We start from the raw sequence: 17,811 nt of genomic DNA on the forward strand, positions 1-17,811 counted from the left end.
TGGGGGTGTGTGCAACTCTGCTCAATGCTTCTGCTGGCCGCTTTATTGTTGTTTGCCGCCTATCAGCGGGCGGGCTTCGGTATAGTGTTGAGTGAGATAGTCCGTTGGGGAGGCGTTGCGGCGTGTATCACATCGTTATTGCTGCTGTTTGTTCTCGGATACCGTCGCCGAAGAGAGGCTTTAAGTGGTAAAGGCCTCAGCCGGTTGATGATGGGGCTGAGCAGCATCGCTCTTATGTTACTGAGTTTGCAGCATTTCTGGCTTGGTAATGGGCGCCTGAGTCTGTTTGATCTGGCCACCGTTATCTTAATCACGTTTCTGGTGTCGCTGGAACTGGCCGTGTTACAGCAGAGTCGCGGTCACAGCAAACAGCAGCGTGCGGGATGTTATAAGCAGATGCGTCCGGCGATCTTTCTGTTTCTGTTTGGTATTGACCTGTCGATGGCGTTTATTCCGCTGCATATGGAAGCGCTGCCCCGGAGTTTTAACGGCTTTAGCCCGGATCTGCTAATCGGTTTGCCGATCTCGGTTGAATTTCTCTGTGTTGGCGTGGCTATTCTTATGTGTGGCGTCTGGTTAGACAGAAGTGGCTGGAAGCCCCCCTTTTATACCGGACTGATCCTGACTGGACTGGGATGCCTCTACTCCTGGCTGGCACCGGATGCGGTGCAGTTTATTCTTTCCCGTGGGGTGCTGGGGTTTGGTTATGGATTGACGCTGTTAGCGTCTCAGAGCTATGTGATCGGACACACCGATAATAGTAATAAGTCCAGAGGACTGGCTCATCTGTTTGCCGGGCTCTATTCAGGCAGCATATGTGGGGCGGCAACCGGAGCCGTACTTGCCGAACAATTTGGTTATGGCCCGGTCTTTTTGTTAGGTGCCGTTATCGTGTTCAGTGTCATGGTCTATGGCTGGATTATTCTGAGGCAGTCACCAGAGCCGTCGAAAGCCGCAGAAGCGACGCCGACCGACACACTGGAACCACAGCCAGCAGGCTCGTTTCTGCGATTTCTCGGCGATCGCCAGGTACTGGCGGCAGTTCTTTTCAGTAGTATGCCTGCGTCCATTGCCGTGGTGGGCTTTCTTAACTATTTCAGTCCGCTCTATCTTAACCGATCGGGGGTTAATGATGCCGCCATTGGTCAGGTGTTGATGCTGTTTGGTGTGATTCTGGCGCTGTTCGGACCGGCCATCGGCCGCTTTGCAGATCTGAGTGAGTCTAAGCGGGTACCGATAATCCTGGGCTGTACGCTTGGCGGTCTCGCCTTTCTGGTGTTCAGTCTGTTTGACGGAATTATGGCCGTTACCCTGGCAATACTGTTGTTGGGGCTTTCTAACTGTCTGGTACTTTCCGCGCAGAGCGCTTTTGTATTGAACCAACCTGTGACCGCTCAGTATGGTGAGGGTAAATCGATGGGAATCTTCCGTTCCAGCAGCCGGATCGGACAGATGCTGGGGCCGGTGCTTTTTGCCGGCATTATTACTATGACCGATATTGAGTCGGGGGTTATGTTGTTTGGTTTAGCCTATCTGATCACGGCGATATTGTTTGCTCTGCTTACCTGGTCACCCAGGGGGGGCGCAGTGACCTCGCAGGTGAAGGCCGTGTCCAATGAATAATCCGATACAGTGCAAAGCAAAGGGTGTGGCTGAGCAACTGCTTGACGCCGTGCGTTATCAGGTCCCGGTTGTTGATAAAGTGTTACAGTCAGCCGGTGAGTGTACTGTGTCCGAATATCTTCAGCAGGTTTGTCAGGTCAGTCAGCAGAGTTATCAGCCGCGCTCTGATATTGCTGAGGTGATTTACGACTATGTAGCCCCTTTGCTGGGTGAGCAGATGGCAGAAAGGACTGCAGCCGATTTTCTCCAGCATCCGGTTGCCTTGACCACCAATCATCATGGCGTTGATTTCTTTGCCCAGTCAGTTCAGGGCAGCCTGCTATTTGGCTTGGCTAAACGGCGGGTTGAAGGTGTTACTACGATTCCGGTATTTTCCTGTGCGAATATTCCACTGGATAATATGACCTACCCCAGAGGAGCGCTGCTGTATGCCTGCAATACGGCTGAAAGCAGTTGGCCGCAACGGATACCATTTTTTTCCAACAAATTTAGACGTCAGCTGGTGACCCGGGTGAAAGGGCTTGACCGGTCAATGCTGCAGCAAGCCGGGAAGCGGATTCATGATCGGGTGGAAAAAGGCGGTAACACTGTACTGCTTGAGACGCTGGCTGAGCTTCTGGAGACTGAGTATCTGTCTGAGGATGTGTTATTTCAGCAGGGTTATGCTGCCCAATCTGTGCTGTTGAATCACCGGCTCTGGCACCGTCTCTTTTGTTCCTCTGCTACTATGCCTGATCTGGTTACTATTGAGCTTGAGAAACTGGCTGAGGGATTGTTTCTGAAGGATCTTCATGATTCCAGTAGCCTGGTTTCGCTGGTATTAGCTGAACCGCTGATAACGGCTGTCTGCAAACGACTGGATTCTGTTCCAGGTTGTTGGAACCAGACGCTTCTGGAACAGCGCTGGTCGGAAAGAGGTTCAGTTGACCCGTTAAAAACCTCGGGCAGTGGAACCTTCTTTTTCTGGGGGGTTGATGGACGTTCTCGTCGCATACCGCTTATGTTGAGTGTGCTGGCAGACCGACTGATGTTATGTGGTTGTGATGATAATGGAGAGGAATATCATTTTAGCCTGGAGCCCGTAGCACTATCAGAGGCTATTCGTGAAGGGCGGCTTTTGCCATCGGTATTCGGATGTTTTCTGGTTATCGCGCTGGCACGGGGGGTTACATGCCTGGGAGGTTATTATCAGGCGGATTATCTGCCAAAGATGCAGGCCGCTATAGTGGATGTGTTACAGGAGCATAGTTGCTCTGAGCAAGCGACAGTGATATCTGCAAGCTGTACTGATGGATATCTCTCCGGTATGCAAACCATTATGGTGGATGAGGCTGACGCTTTGTTACCTGCCGGATTGCTTGAGATACTGGCCAGCGGCGAAATCAGCGTTGCTGAGCTTGAGCTTATCTCAAATATTTCGCTGCGTGACGCACACTACGCTTCGCTGGCCGAAACGATTGCAGATGCGATGCCAGCGACATTGCTTGGCGAGGACTGGTTATCACAGCTTCTGAGCGATCAGCGTGGCCTGTTGTCTGAAAAAGTTGCTATAAGGCATCTTTAATTGATGCTACTTTGTTTTAAACGAGCGTATAAAGTAGTGTAATGTTCCTGTAGTCATCTAGGAGAGAATAATGCGATCAGTGAAACGGCTTTTTCTGATGTTGATCTGTATGTTGGTTGTGCCTTTTACCCAGGCCGACCTGCCAGCAGAGAACGTTGATTTTTCAACCGCGCCGGTAACGAATAATGGTGAGCGCTGGCGTGTTGGTTACTTTGAAGGGGGAGAGTATATCGATTATCAGAAAATCCTCATTGAAACCGTAAAAGGGCTGATGAAGCTCGGCTGGATCGAAAAGACTGAAATTCCTGAGCAACAGGGCGAGCAAACGGCCCAGCTTTGGCAGTGGTTACAGCATGGGATACGAAGTGAGTATATTGAATTTGTCCCTGATGCTCACTATACAGCGCAGTGGGACGAAACTATCCGTAGTCAGGTAACTGAAAAAATAATTGTTCGACTCAATCAGAACCATCTCGACCTGATGATCGCTATGGGAACCTGGGCGGGTAAAGCACTATCTAATGATCGCCACCATGCAGCTACTATGGTTCTGTCTGCCAGTGATCCCTTGTCCGCAGGCATCATTAAAAGTGTGAGTGACTCTGGATATGACCACGTACACGCAACGGTAGATCCTAATCGTTATGACCGTCAGGTAAGGGTGTTTCACGATATAGTGAACTTCAAAAAACTGGGTGTTGCCTATGAAGACACCGAGAATGGCCGCAGTTATGCTGCCTTAGATGTTATCGAAAGATTAAGCCGGGAGCGGGGTTTCAAAATAGTTCGCTGCCATACTCTGAGTGATATCAGCGATACCGCACGTGCAGAAGCCAGCGTAGTTAACTGTTTTCGTGAGCTGGCTCCCCAGGTCGATGCGATTTATGTGACGGTACAGGGAGGGGTTACTGGCAATAGCATTGGCCAGTTGGTCAAAGTTTCCAACGAAAGCCGGGTGCCGACTTTTTCACAGTCCGGATCGGATGAAGTCAAAAAAGGGCTGTTGCTGAGTTTGTCTCAGGCAGGCTTTCGTTATGTGGGTGAGTTTCATGCCTCCACATTTGCCAAAGTATTTAATGGTGCATTGCCTAATCAGTTAACGCAGTTGTTTGAAGAACCTCCTCGTATGGCTGTGAATCTTAAAACAGCGGAAATTGTTGGTTTTAATCCGCCTTTGCTGTTGCTGGGCGCAGCGGATGAGGTTTACAGGGATATTCCTTCAGAATAAAGCCGAAATAAGGATATAAGCGCAGGCTATGATAATAAAGTCGGGAAAAGCGGGGCCGCTGTTATGGCTGGTAGGGCTCTGTCTACTGCTGTCAGGGGGGGCTCTGCAGGGAGCTGAGTCGGTTCCTCCTATGCTGAATAAAGGGCATAAGTGGCGAGTGGCTTACTATCAGGGGGGGGAATACTATGATTACTACCAATACCTGAAGGCCACTACTGAAGGGTTGATGGTACAGGGCTGGATCTCCCCACAGACGATTCCCAGTCAACTGACAACGGCAAAAGACCTGTGGCGTTGGCTGGCAGAAAATGCGCAGAGTGATTACCTCGAATTTCTGCCAGATGGGTTTTACAGCGCAGGCTGGGACCGAAACTATCGGACGGAGCTGCGTGAGCGGGTAATAACCCGGTTAAATCAGGATAATGAGGTCAATTTGCTATTCGCGCTGGGGAGCTGGGCGGGGATTGATATGGCGGTTGGCCGTCATGCTGTTCCGACTATGGTGATCTCTGTTAATGATCCCCGCAGTATAGGCTTGATCCGGGAGCCGGGGAACGCTTATCAGCATATCTATGTCACTGACGATCCTCAGCGGTATGAGCGTCAGGTGGCATTGTTCCATGACCTGATCCGCTTTAAAACTCTGGGGGTCGCCTATGAAGATAGCTTTGAAGGTCGTAGTTACGCATCTGTTGATACTATTCAGCGGTTAGCAAAAGAGCGAGATTTTACGGTCGTCAGTTGCTTTACTAAGAGTGATGTGGCTGATCAGTCGCTGGCCAATCAATCTGTGGTTAACTGTTTCCGGGAACTTGTACCAAAGGTCGATGCAATCTACGTAACCGCTCAGGGGGGCGTTAACACTGACACGATTCCATTGTTAGTCGATATTGCCAACCAGCACCGGATAGCAACTTTCTCGCAGTATGGTCAACGGGAAGTGAAGATGGGATATCTGATGAGTTTGTCCCAGTCTGAAGGCTACCGGGAGGAGGGTAATGAACTCTCTGAAGTAGCTATAAAAATTTTTAAGGGTGCAGCGCCCGCATCATTAGCGAATCGCTCTGCAGAGGCGAACAGAATTACGCTTAATCTGAAAACTGCAGAGCAGATAGGGCTTTACCTGAATGCAGAGTTATTAGCTGCAGCGGATCAACTTTTTTGGCAGATAGAACAACCCTGAGTACTGAGTATGTTGTCCAGTTTCAAGTTTAAAATTATCGCCCTGATTGTGGCAGTTCTGATCTGTACTGCAGCCGGCGTGATGTATTTCACCCAGCGGGATGTGGGACAGGCTATGCAGGTTGCTGAGCAGAAATCTGCCCGTAACGTGCTGCAGCTGGCTGATCTGAATATCCGTGCCGGCTATGAACAGCTGATCAGCGAAAAGGTGGATATTCTCAGTAAAATTAAAGCGGATATGCGCCAGCTCACGCGCCTTGGGCAAACCGTTCTTGATAGCTATGCAGCGGTATCGGCGCAAGGATTACTCTCCGAGGCGGCCGCGAAAGAGGTGGCTCGTCAATGGCTTTCCGATGTCGATTTTAATAATGGTGATCTGATCCTGTTTGGTGCGGATGGGGTTATCGTTGGCTCGACAGACGCTAAGCTTACCGATACTTCAATCGCCGGTCTGCGAGATCTTAAGGGGCGACAATTACATCAGGCGATGCGTTTTGATCAGCTGAAGTCTGAGGGGGACAACGGAATCTTTTTCTGGCATAAGCCTGGTGAACCGGAAGGGGGACGCTATATGGGCTATTTTCTCCCCTTGGAAAACTGGGGCTGGACGATGGGGATCATTGTCAGTTTTGCTGATGTCGAGGAGGAAAGTCAGAAACAGATGAACCGTATTGTCGATGCTTTGCGTCTGACTTTCAATAAGCTTCAGGTTGCAGAAACGGGCTACGCGATTCTGTTCAGCGGTGACCGTAAGATATTGATAGAGCCTCCCCGGCAGCGCTTGAGTGATACGATTACAACGGACGATCTGGATTGGAACAAAGCGGGTGTGCTGGAGCAGATTATTACCGCATATCAACGGGGTGAAAATTCTGTTGGTCACGATAGCGCCTTTACTGGCGGGCGCGAGGTGCAGATATTTTTCAGTTATTTTAAGGCGTTTGACTGGTACTCGGCTGTGGTTGTGCCGGTGTCTGAAATTGCAGCGCCGGGCCGGGCGGTTGTGGCTCAGCAAAGTCTGATTATCGGGTTGATCTTTCTGGCCGGTATCAGTGCTGCGTTTATTCTTGTCTATCGGATGGCGACACCTCTTAATATATTGGCGTCCTATGCTAAATCGCTACCTGATCAGGATTTTATTCGTTCAGGAGAACAGCACCAGAAAATTCTCAACCTGGCCCGGGATAAACCGGATGAGATCGGCCGCCTTGCCGAGTCATTCCTGTTTATGGAGAAAGCGATCAGATCCACTATTCAGCAGGTGCATAAAGAGAAAGAGATTGCGATCAGTGCCAGTAAAGCAAAAAGTGAATTTCTGGCCATCATGAGTCATGAAATTCGTACCCCGATGAATGGTGTGTTGGGTATGACCGATCTGGTTCTGGATACTGATCTGAGCAATGAACAGCGTCGGTTTATGCAGATGATCCGGTACTCCGGGGAAGGGTTGCTGGATATCATCAACGATATTCTGGATTTTTCGAAGATTGAAGCGGGTAAGTTACAACTGGATTATCGGCCACTGAATCTGGCTGAGTTAATTCAGACTCAGGTCTCAATTCTTAAGCTGCAGGCGCAAAAGAAGGGGTTGCAACTGACCTGTAATCTGCCAGCTGAATTCAATATTGTTGTTCTGGGGGATCCTGTACGGCTGCGACAGGTACTGACCAATCTGATCGGTAATGCGATTAAATTTACCCGTGAGGGCTCAATTGATGTGACTGCGGTTCTGTTCGAAGAGACCGAAGAGAACCTCTCCTTTCAGGTTCGCGTCGCGGATACTGGCGTGGGGATATCGCCTGAACATCAGAGTGTTATTTTTGATTCCTTTGCTCAGGCTGATAGTACCACTACCCGAAACTATGGCGGGACGGGACTTGGGCTGGCGATTTCTCGTCAGTTGATTGAGATGATGGGGGGCTTGATCGACTTTTCCAGCGAACCAGACCAGGGGACGACTTTCTGGTTTGGTCTGACATTGATCAAAACCGATGAACAGCCCGAGTCGGAAATTGAAGACTTTCATACGTCATCAGAGGCGGCCACCATAGAGGGGCACATTCTGTTGGTGGAGGATCATCCTGTTAATCAGGAGTATGCGCTGCAGGCACTCAAAGGGCTGGGAGTCAGAGTCGACCTTGCCGCAAATGGTGTTCAGGCGTTGAAAATGATCAGTGAGAAAGACTATCAGTTGGTGTTGATGGATTGTCAGATGCCAGAGATGGATGGTTATCAGGCGACCGCCGAGATTCGCAAACGGGAACAGGCTGAGCAACGACCACGTCTGCCTATCATCGCGCTGACTGCCAATGCGATGGCCGATGACCGGCAGCGATGTCTGCAAGCGGGTATGGATGATTATCTGGCCAAGCCGTTTGATAAAAAGCAGATCGCACATGTTCTCAGACACTGGCTGCCTCTGGGTGAGTCGGGTGACAGTGGAACCATGCCGGATGACAGGGTCAGAGAAGATCGTCAGAGCGATACAAACTTCCACCTCGACAAAGAGGTCATTGATGAGAGTGTTATTTCGCAATTGATTGAAATGGATGCCAATGGTGCCTTTCTGCGCAAAATTATTGATGCCTACCTGGAGAAATCACCTGATGACCTTAAACGCCTGAAGCAGGCGATGGCAGAGCAGGATGCACAAGCGCTCAGAGTTGCCGCCCATAGCTTCAAATCGAGTAGTTATAATCTTGGGGCGATGACTCTGGCGGAACTATGTAAAACCTTAGAGCAGATTGGCAGGGACGGGGTACTGGAACAGGCCGCCGCATTATTGACAGAGATTGAAGCTGAATATCACCGGGCCCGGCAAATATTAGTGACGATCAGGAACACGGAGAGTGAATATGTCGGGTGAGATAGATAGCAAACCTGCGGCCTACCGGGTGCTGGTGGTTGATGATGATCTGACAGCCCGGATTCTGGCCAGTCACTCTCTTGAGCAGGAGGGGTTTGAAGTACTGCTGGCGGATAATGGTGTGATTGCCCTGCAGGCCTTTCAGGAGGCGCAGCCGGATATTGTGCTGATGGATGTTGAGATGCCGGGGCTGAATGGGTTTGATGTCTGTCGCCAGCTGCGCAATATGCCCTGTGGGAAACTGGTGCCGATCCTGATGGCAACGGGCCAGGATGATATTGACTCTGTTCGTGAGGCTTATGCCGCCGGAGCCACTGATTTTGTCACCAAACCCTTTAACTGGAAAATTCTGGGGCACCGTCTCAATTATATGATCCGGGCCAGCAACACCACTGAACAGCTGCGTCAGTTGCAAAAGAGTGAAACGCGGCTGGGGAATGCCCAGCGTATTGCCCGGCTGGGTAACTGGGAATGGCATCTGAATAGTGGCGAAGTCTACTGGTCTGATCAGTTTTATCAGTTGCTCGGAGGTAAGCGGGGGCTTACTCATGCGGGTCTTCGCACCTTTCTGCGCTGTGTTCCCGCTAATGAAAGGCCGCAGATGCGGCACTGGCTTGAACAGCTACTGAACTGTCGCTACTCCGGTTTTATGTCGGGTATCAATCACAGTATCGGCCTGCCGGGGCGGAATGCTAAGAGCGTCCAGCATCAGGCAGAGGTTTTTTGTGATGAGCAGGGCAATACAACAATTATTGCCGGCACCATGCTGGATGTTTCTGAATTGAAACAGGCTCAGGATCAGGTGCTGAGACTGGCGCGGTTTGACAGTCTGACGGGCCTTTCAAACCGGAGTGTATTCTGTGACCGGGTGCAGTTGGCAATTGATCAGGCGGATCGCAAAGGCTGCCTGGGGGCTGTGCTGTTTCTTGATCTGGATAATTTTAAGCGGATTAACGATACATTTGGTCACGGTATTGGTGATCTGCTATTGCAGGAAGTGGCGCGCCGGTTGACGGACAGTGTCCGTACTACCGATCGGGTTGGCAGTCATTCAGATCAGCCCGGTCTGTATGCTACAGACACTGACCTGCCGGTGGTCACTGAGGGGGGGCCGCCTCCGCTGGTAGCCCGGTTTGGTGGTGATGAGTTCACTGTTTTGTTGCCTGAAATTAATCAGATCCGCGATGCTGAGAATGTTGCCCGCCGGATTCTTGAATCGATCGGTTTGTCGATTGATCTTGCCGGTCATGAAGTGGTCATTACCCCGAGCATCGGGATCGCTATTTTCCCTCATCATGGCGAAGATGTAGACAGCCTGATGAAAAACGTTGATGCCGCGATGTATTATGTCAAACATGCTGGCAAAAATGGTTATGAGCTGTTCGTTAAATCGATGAATGTCGTCGCTAAGCGCCGTCTGGAACTGGAAAGTCATCTGCGTCATGCCATTGCCGAGAATGAGCTGTCGCTGAACTATCAGCCTCAGGTCGCGATGAGCAGCGGCAAAATAGTCGGTGTTGAGGCGCTGCTGCGCTGGAACAGTAGGCAACTGGGCTTTGTCTCACCGGTTGAATTTATTCCGATCGCAGAAGAAACCGGATTGATTGCACCCATCGGTGAATGGGTCATACGAGAGGCGTGTCGGCAAACCCGACAGTGGCAGCTTCAGGGGTTGCCGCAAATCAGGGTTGCGGTTAACCTTTCGGTACGTCAGTTTGCCCGGCAAAACCTGGAAAAACTGGTTAATCAGGTGCTGTTGGATACCGGTCTGCCGGTCGACTGTCTGGAACTTGAAATCACCGAAAATATGCTGATGGATGATGTTGAAGGGTCGGTAGAAACCCTGCATCGCTTAAAGGCTTTGGGGGTTCAGCTGGCGATTGATGATTTCGGCACCGGCTATTCCAGTCTGAGTTATCTGAAACGCTTTCCCATCGATCGATTGAAGGTAGATCGTTCATTTATAACTCATGTGACTACGGACCCGGGCGATGCCTCAGTGACTCAGGCAATTATTGCTGTGGCCCATAATCTCGGGCTGAGTGTTACTGCGGAAGGGGTTGAGGAGGTGTCTCAGCTTAAATTTCTGCAGCAGCATGCGTGTGAAGAGGTGCAGGGTTTTTTGTTTAGCCGTCCGCTGATCGCTGACGACCTGGCTGAACTGCTCGTTACCAATGATGGCTTCATAACGCTCCCGGCGGATCTCAATTCTGACTAATCTCTGCGCACAGTTCTCAACAGAGTTCTTAGCACAGTGGGGTGCGAGCAGGTTATTCCAGGCATCCCTGCTGATGGGTGAATATCTGCTCCACTATTAAGAATATTATCGCTGCAGAAGCGATTTTCTTGTCATTTTCCCTTTAATTACCTGTATGTATTCTTTTTTAAGCTTCATTTAAGTTAGCCCGTCTAAACTATGGGTTACATTGAGAAAGCAAAAAGACAGATATGCCATACCCCTTTAAAACAGTGTTTGCGTTTGTCATATTTCTACGCGTCTGCGCTGTTTACGCTGACCCGCAGGATATGGTTGATCCTGATTATGCGGCTGAACTGGTTTCACAGGGGAAGATTGTCTCGCTTGATCAGCTGTTGGCAATGAATCAAGTGCTCACCCGGGGGCGTATGCTGGACCTTGAGCTGGAGCAGAACGATGACGTTTTTACCTATGAAGTCGAAGTGCTTCATACGGATGGCCATGTCAGTGAGTACGAGTTTGATGCGGTGACCGGTAAACTGTTACAGGAATCCTTCGGAGAGTAATCCTTATGCGAGTTCTGGTGATAGAGGATGATGTCAGATTGGTGGAGGAGCTTCGTAGCCAGCTACAAAAAAATGGTTATATTGTTGATATCTCATCTGATGGTGTTGAAGGCGCCTTTTTTATCCGGGAAATAAGTTTTGATGTGATTATTCTCGATCTTGGTCTGCCACAAAAACCGGGACTTGAAGTGCTGCAGGAGATGCGTGCTGAGCAGATTGATACGCCGGTTTTGATACTGACAGCCCGGGACAGCTGGCAGGAACGGGTGGATGGTCTTAAAGCCGGCGCTGATGACTATCTGGGAAAGCCTTTCTTTATGGAGGAACTGATGGCTCGTCTGGAAGCGTTGGTGCGCAGGCGTTATGGTCAGACCTCACAGCAACTGGAATATGCCGGGATTAAGCTTGATCTCGATACTCAGATCGCTCGCAGCCAGAAAGGCGATGAGTTCCAGTTAACGGGTATTGAGTTTCGCCTGCTTCGATATTTGTTGATGAATCCGGGCCGTTTAGTCAGTAAGACGATTCTCTCTGAACATGTCTATGAGGAAGAGCAGGTTCGCGATAGCAATGTCATCGAAGTCTATATCAATCGTTTACGCCAGCGATTTGGTAAAGAGTTTATTAAAACGCGTAGAGGGCAGGGCTACTGCCTGCAGGCAGAGAGGAATGACTCGTGAGTACAGTGAGGCCATCCTTGGAGCGGAAGATCCGACGGGGACTTATTGTCTTGGTAGTCCCGGCTTTTACTCTGCTGTTGTTGTTGATGCATACCGGGATCAATCGTATTACCAGTGAATATATTGGCTCAAGATTGAAAAATGATGTTGAAAATATCATCACTGAACTGAAATGGTCGGATGGACGCTGGCAGATTAATGACAGCAAAGTTTCTGAAGTTTTTAACCGGGTACGATCCGGTCATTATTATATCGTCCGTTGGGAGGGGGGAGAGTTGCGCTCCCGCAGCCTTTGGGATATCCGACCGGGTGTCGATCTGCTTCCCCCGGGTGGCCAGGCTCAATCACAGACTGATGGTCTTGGTGATGAATACTGGCAGATATGGCGACAGGGTATACGTAAACATAATCAGGATGTAACCATATGGGTGGCTGAGGATATCAGTGCATTTATTGCCCGTCAGAATGAATATGAGTATTACCTGCTAACTGTTCTGGTTGCTCTGGCCCTGTTAATCATCTTCTTGCAGCGCAGTATACTGCACTGGGGCTTTGCCAGCCTGAAGCCACTGCAAACTGCTCTGCTCAGGGGGAAAGTGTGTGGAGCTGTGCGCCTTCCGAAAGCTATTCCTGAAGAAATTATGCCGCTGGCTGATGCGATTGAACGACTGGTTGACCGTTCTGGAAAGCAGCTGAGTCGTTCCAGAACAGCGACCGGCAATCTGGCTCATGAGTTGAAACTCCCTTTACAGCATCTGCAAATACTGTCTCAAGCGGCCGAAGTCGAAGATAACCGTGAGAGTCTGAAGCAGATCTATATGCAGCTGCAGCGTCGTATTGAGGGGGAGTTACGGCGTGCAAAAATTTCAGGATCACCTAATCCTGGTGAGTTATTTAATCCCGGGGAAGAACTGCCCTATCTGGTTCAGTTATTAAATCGCAAACGTAACCGGGATAACCCGATAGCGCTGGTTCAGGATGTGCCTGAGTTTGCTGTTCCGTTTGATCGTGATGATATGTTGGAACTTGTGGGTAATCTTCTCGACAACGCCTGGCGTTATGCCCGCTCCAGAGTGCAGCTAAGTATCAGAGATAACCATGATGAAGGCTGGACCATTATTGTTAGTGATGATGGTCCGGGTATCCCCCCGGATAGAATCGAAAAAATGTGTTTAAGAGGAACCCGTGTCGATGAGCAGGGGGAAGGTAATTATGGTCTGGGGCTGTCGATCTGTCAGGCTGTTGTGAGTAGTTATGGTGGTCAGATGCGTTTGCATACCGCCAGCTCAGGAGGCCTGCAAGTGATTATTGATATACCGCAATCCGGAAAAGAATCCATTGACGAAGGAAGAAACGATGAGACAGAAGCATATAGCTAAAATGGCTGCACTCCTGATTTTTGTTCCAGCCATTAGCATGGCTGAAATCAAGCCGGGTAGTGTCGTGATTTACTCCGATGGTGATGTAGAAAAATTGTTGGTAACGAATAAAGAATGGAGTCTTTGGGAAGATCAGCGTAAGCGTCAATATAAGCGTTCCTATCTGCCATATTTCCCCGTGTTGGAATACCGGCGCTTTGGTGAACAGCTCAGCGGTTATGATCAGTTTGTGCCTGATTTGGGTAAGGTAGAACTAAGACCCTTCAGTGACCGTGAATCAGTTCGGTTTGATTTGACCCGCAAGGATTTGCAGAGCGGTATTAAAAAAAGATCATGGCGTTGCAGCTATGCCGGGAGTGGAAATTTCTCGCTGAGTAAAATGCAGCAACTGAGTACCTATGAATACAGTTGCCTGCGGGTGGTTGTGAATAAGCGCTACATTGAACAAATCCGTGAGCAGCTTCTGCTGTCCTGGTCACCGGAACTGAGGCTGGTCGTGAAACAGATAAAGATCGATCGTTATGGCAAAGAGAGACAGATTGAGGTCGAGCGGATTCTCCCGCCAGAACGTGCCACAGCGAAGCGAATTTCCCGTACTGTCTACAGGATTACATCAGGGTGATCGAGATGCAGAAACGAATTGTTCAAGCGAAACGCAGCTACATTACCCGCAATGTAGACCTGTCTGTTGCAGCGACCCTGGAGCAGGGAAAGCCTCGTTCGGGGGATCTTATTCTGGCCCGGGTTGATCGTGTTCGTCATCATACTCGTCTGGAAAACACCTTTGGACGCAGGGAGCACCTCTATCCGGGGGATGAGATTATTGTCGCGGTTGCCGATCGTTATGCAACGGGTCAGTTTCATGCTCAGGTGCCGGATCAGCTTGGTGCGTGTCATCTTGTGGCCGCAGGCGGTATTGCTGCGGAGGTAATACAGCGCAATGCTGGTGTTAAAGGTGCGACTGAAATTACCGCGATTGGGTTGCTGTGTGACAGCACGGGTAACCCTCTCAATCTGAGCCAGTTTGCCCCCCTTGATAAGCTGGAAGTCACCCCTGTCACCCTGCAACAGTTGCCGACTCTGCTGGTGATGGGAAGTGATATGAACAGTGGAAAAACAACCCTGGCCTGTGCCGCAGCAAACGGATTACGGCAGGCGGGTTACCGTATATCTGTTACCAAACTGACGGGTACCGGTGCAGGCCCTGATTATTGGCGAATGCTCGATGCTGGTGCTGATCGGGTCGTTGATTTTCTTGATGCAGGCTATCCCTCTACAGTAGGGATGAAGCCTGCACAGCTTATCTCGATACTGCAGCAGTTTAAAACTGACGCGCTTCAACAGGGAGCCGACATTCTTATCGTTGAGGTGGCGGATGGTGTTCTGCAGCCGGAAAACCGGGCGCTGCTGGAGAGTACCCGGTTTATTAGCGAGATAAGCGCTGCACTGGTTGCTGCGGATGGTGCTATCGCCGCGACTATGACTGCTCAGACGGTATTACATGCAGGCATCAGGGTTCTCGGAATAGGCGGACTCATCTCCCGTTCACCACTAAGCTGCGATGAAGCCCGGGTTAGCCTCGGGTTACCAATACTCGAGTTAAAAGATTTTCATCAGAACAACACTCGTGACTATATTCTTGGCTGTCTGTTTGGGGCTGATAAGTATGTTGCCACCCATTCTTGCTGAGAAACGCTGGCAGCAGCTGTTGCTGCTTGCTGCGACCGGTATCCTGCAGTCAGTCTGCCTGATCCTGCTGATCAGCTGGGGACGTCATGTCGTGGAAGGCATTGATGAGCAGTCATCGGTTCCCTGGGAACTGGGGGTTATAGCGATAATATTACTGGCTGCAGGGCGTTATATTGAACGGTTTTATGCAGAGCTACTGGCACAGCGATATATTTTTCAGCTAAGGCATCAGGTGTTTGAAAAGTCACAGAAATTGCCGCCTAAAGATTTTCGTGTTGCAGACAAAGGCGGGACATTGCTGAGACTAACGGGCGATATGACGGCTATTCGTAACTGGATTGTTCAGGGAATGGCGCCGCTTATTGTTATCGGGCTGTGGTTTACGGTCTCTCTGGTGGCGCTCTTGCAGCTGCATTATCTGCTTGTGGTTGCTCTGCTGGTGCCTTTGTTGTTGGCGGTTGCGGGCAACTATCTGCTTGGACGCTATCTGTTTGTGCAATCAGAACAGTTGCGCCGCAGGCGGGGCAATATGATACGCAATGTAACCGAAAAGCTGCGTCAGTTACCTTTAATTCGTGCCTATAACCAACCGGGGAAAGAGACCCGGCGTTTTCTGCGACAGTCAGAACGGTTAATGCAAAGCCAGGTTCGCAGGGCCCGCACTTCCGCACTGATGCGGGGGATGAATGAGGCTATCTTACTGTTCGCAATGCTGTCCTTGATCAGTACCGGGCTGCACTTACAGCAACAGGGTTTTATAAGTACTCAGTATATGGCTGTGTTGATGACCGCGGCGCTCTACTTGCTGGGACAGTTGCGGCGATTAACACGGTTATATGAATTCTGGACCCTGAAGAAAGTCGCAGAGAAAAAGCTGGTGCAGTTTCTGAGTCGTGACGCCCTCAGGGAAGGAAGACGAAGACGGATTGCTGGAAAGTTTAAGGTTGAACTGCAGCAAGTGTTTTGCGCCAACCGTCTGGCGCCTCAGTCCTTTACTATTAATGCCAGTAGCCGGATTCTTCTCAGGGGCGGATCAGGTAGTGGCAAGAGTACATTACTGTCGGCTATTGCCGGGCTCACCCGTATCAGTGGCGGTCGTATTCTGTTGGGTGATAAGAATATCAACAGTTACCGGAATCGGGTGATCAGTCAGCATATCTGCCTTGTCAGCTCATACCTGCCGCTACTGCGGGGGACTCTGAAAAAAAACCTTCTCTATGGTGCCCGTAAATTCAGTGATGAAGACCTTCAGGCGGTATCTGCATTATGTGACCTGGATAACCCGCAGGAGCTGACACAAGGGTTACAGTCCCGTTTGGAAGAAGGGGGGGCAAACTTATCGGCCTCTCTGAGTTACCGGATAATGCTGGCCCGGGCATTGCTACGAAAGCCCTCTCTGTTACTGCTGGATGATGATGTCGCACACCAGAGCGCTGATGTGCAGCAGGTTATCCGTAGGCTGGCGGAGACGTTTCGGGGGGCGATCATCTTATGCGCCAGTTTTAATGGGGCAGATGAAATCTGTCCACAGCGGTGGGAGTTGTCCGGAGCGTTTGATTCTGCACTGGTAAACAACACTAACGTGATAATGATGGGGCGGTATGTCAATGATAAATGAGTTACTACCGCCTCCCGGAGAGATTAAACGGGTTATCTTTCCTGCCATTTCAGGGCTGCCTTTATGGCTGTATCAACCACGTAAAGTGCGCAATATGAAGCGAGTACTGGTTGCTGTGCATGGAATATCCCGGGATGTTAAAGAGCAACTGGACAGCTATCGGCCACTGGCAGATGAGATCGGATGCTGGCTGGTGGTACCAGAATTCAGCTCAAAACACTTTCCCCGCTACCAACAACTCTGTGCCGGCTCTTGTCAGCCCCGGGCGGATATTGCACTAAACAGTTTTCTGGCATTGTGGCGCTGCATACACAATCAGCCGTACATGAAAATTTTGCTTGCCGGGTATTCCGGTGGTGCGCAGTTTGCGCATCGCTATGCTTTGCACCATCCGCAGCAGGTGGCAGCAATGGCACTGGGGAGTGCAGGTTGGTACAGCTTTCCCGATGATAAGGTTAAATATCCCCGGGGTATCGCCCGCACTATTGCGCTGGATCGGGTACGACTGGACGAGATGCTCAAAATCCCAATGCTGGTTACCGTAGGTGATCAGGATAATCTGAGGGACAGCAGCCTGAGGACTTCGGTTAATCTTGATCAGCAGCAGGGCGATAATCGCATACAGCGGGCTATTCGCTGGGTGGAGGCTATCAGAGGTTTACAATTGGAAAAGTCTTATCGACCCGCTCAGTTAACAATACTGACCGGGCAGGGGCACAATTTTTATAACAATATGCAAGATGGGGGGATGGCAGAGCTGGTTTTGCAATTCCTGTTACAGAGTGAGAGAGACGTTAATAATGAAGACAAAAATTTTACTGATGGGAGCTCTGATAGCCGCTATATCAGGGTGTCAGGTTAAGGATGAAAGCACTCAGCTAACAACTGACGAGTTACTGCATCTGTTTACGGAACGGACAGTAGAATCTTACAATCTGATAAATGGTTCGACCAGCTTCACTTACTATGCGGCTAATGGCCGGGTGGAACAGGAGCGGTATTGGGAAACGCGTAAAGGAAAGTGGAGAGTAAAAGATAACGAGATCTGTCTGCAGATGGAGCATAAGTCTGAAAGTTGCAGAACTGTGTATCAGGTGGGCGATCGTTACTATAAATACCGTTCAGATGATCAGGGGCAGCAGCAGAAAGTCATCCGTTATCGGCAGTTTCTGATGGGCAACCGGTTATAATCACCAGTGCTTCTGTTAAATCAGTTATA

General features: G+C 50.1%; 14 protein-coding genes. All 14 read left to right on the plus strand.

Translation table 11 applies throughout. From position 1 onward, the window contains the following. Positions 1 to 24: 24 nt before the first annotated feature. Positions 25 to 1,623, plus strand: coding sequence for an MFS transporter (locus tag KDX31_00590; GenBank protein ID UTW05247.1), 1,599 nt, complete (start codon positions 25 to 27; stop codon positions 1,621 to 1,623). Then, the gene (locus tag KDX31_00595) at positions 1,616 to 3,187 is read left to right on the plus strand and encodes a hypothetical protein (GenBank protein ID UTW03583.1); all 1,572 of its coding nucleotides are present in this window, start codon (positions 1,616 to 1,618) and stop codon (positions 3,185 to 3,187) included. The genes KDX31_00590 and KDX31_00595 overlap by 8 nt, the downstream gene beginning before the upstream one ends. A gap of 97 nt (positions 3,188 to 3,284) precedes the next feature. After that, positions 3,285 to 4,415 (plus strand): ABC transporter substrate-binding protein, encoded by a 1,131-nt coding sequence (locus KDX31_00600; protein UTW05248.1) that lies wholly within the window; start codon positions 3,285 to 3,287, stop codon positions 4,413 to 4,415. A 28-nt stretch (positions 4,416 to 4,443) separates the two neighbouring features. Further along, a complete protein-coding gene (locus KDX31_00605; GenBank protein UTW03584.1) occupies positions 4,444 to 5,598 on the plus strand; it encodes an ABC transporter substrate-binding protein in 1,155 nt (384 codons plus the stop codon). A gap of 9 nt (positions 5,599 to 5,607) precedes the next feature. After that, on the plus strand, positions 5,608 to 8,463 hold the full coding sequence (locus KDX31_00610) for a response regulator (protein UTW03585.1): 2,856 nt from the start codon (positions 5,608 to 5,610) through the stop codon (positions 8,461 to 8,463). After that, complete coding sequence (locus tag KDX31_00615) at positions 8,453 to 10,681, plus strand: EAL domain-containing protein (GenBank protein ID UTW03586.1); 2,229 nt, start codon at positions 8,453 to 8,455, stop codon at positions 10,679 to 10,681. The genes KDX31_00610 and KDX31_00615 overlap by 11 nt, the downstream gene beginning before the upstream one ends. A 230-nt stretch (positions 10,682 to 10,911) precedes the next feature. After that, positions 10,912 to 11,226 carry a PepSY domain-containing protein gene (locus KDX31_00620; GenBank protein ID UTW03587.1) on the plus strand — a complete coding sequence of 105 codons (315 nt, stop codon included), beginning with the start codon at positions 10,912 to 10,914 and terminating at the stop codon, positions 11,224 to 11,226. Between the two features lie 5 nt (positions 11,227 to 11,231). Beyond that, entirely contained in the window at positions 11,232 to 11,906 is a 675-nt protein-coding gene (locus KDX31_00625) for a response regulator transcription factor (protein ID UTW03588.1), read from the plus strand. Beyond that, positions 11,903 to 13,285, plus strand: coding sequence for a sensor histidine kinase (locus KDX31_00630; protein ID UTW03589.1), 1,383 nt, complete (start codon positions 11,903 to 11,905; stop codon positions 13,283 to 13,285). Before KDX31_00625 ends, KDX31_00630 begins: the two co-directional genes overlap by 4 nt. Then, on the plus strand, positions 13,263 to 13,907 hold the full coding sequence (locus KDX31_00635) for a hypothetical protein (protein ID UTW03590.1): 645 nt from the start codon (positions 13,263 to 13,265) through the stop codon (positions 13,905 to 13,907). The genes KDX31_00630 and KDX31_00635 overlap by 23 nt, the downstream gene beginning before the upstream one ends. Before the next feature lie 5 nt (positions 13,908 to 13,912). Then, complete coding sequence (locus tag KDX31_00640) at positions 13,913 to 14,974, plus strand: hypothetical protein (GenBank protein ID UTW03591.1); 1,062 nt, start codon at positions 13,913 to 13,915, stop codon at positions 14,972 to 14,974. Beyond that, positions 14,952 to 16,592 (plus strand): ABC transporter ATP-binding protein, encoded by a 1,641-nt coding sequence (locus KDX31_00645; protein ID UTW03592.1) that lies wholly within the window; start codon positions 14,952 to 14,954, stop codon positions 16,590 to 16,592. The genes KDX31_00640 and KDX31_00645 overlap by 23 nt, the downstream gene beginning before the upstream one ends. After that, a complete protein-coding gene (locus KDX31_00650; protein ID UTW03593.1) occupies positions 16,576 to 17,454 on the plus strand; it encodes a hypothetical protein in 879 nt (292 codons plus the stop codon). Before KDX31_00645 ends, KDX31_00650 begins: the two co-directional genes overlap by 17 nt. Further along, positions 17,414 to 17,782, plus strand: a complete 369-nt coding sequence (locus tag KDX31_00655; protein UTW03594.1) for a hypothetical protein — start codon at positions 17,414 to 17,416, stop codon at positions 17,780 to 17,782. Before KDX31_00650 ends, KDX31_00655 begins: the two co-directional genes overlap by 41 nt. Positions 17,783 to 17,811 lie beyond the last annotated feature (29 nt).

The organism is Amphritea atlantica, assembly GCA_024397875.1.
GTDB classification, from domain to species: Bacteria; Pseudomonadota; Gammaproteobacteria; order Pseudomonadales; family Balneatricaceae; genus Amphritea; species Amphritea atlantica_B.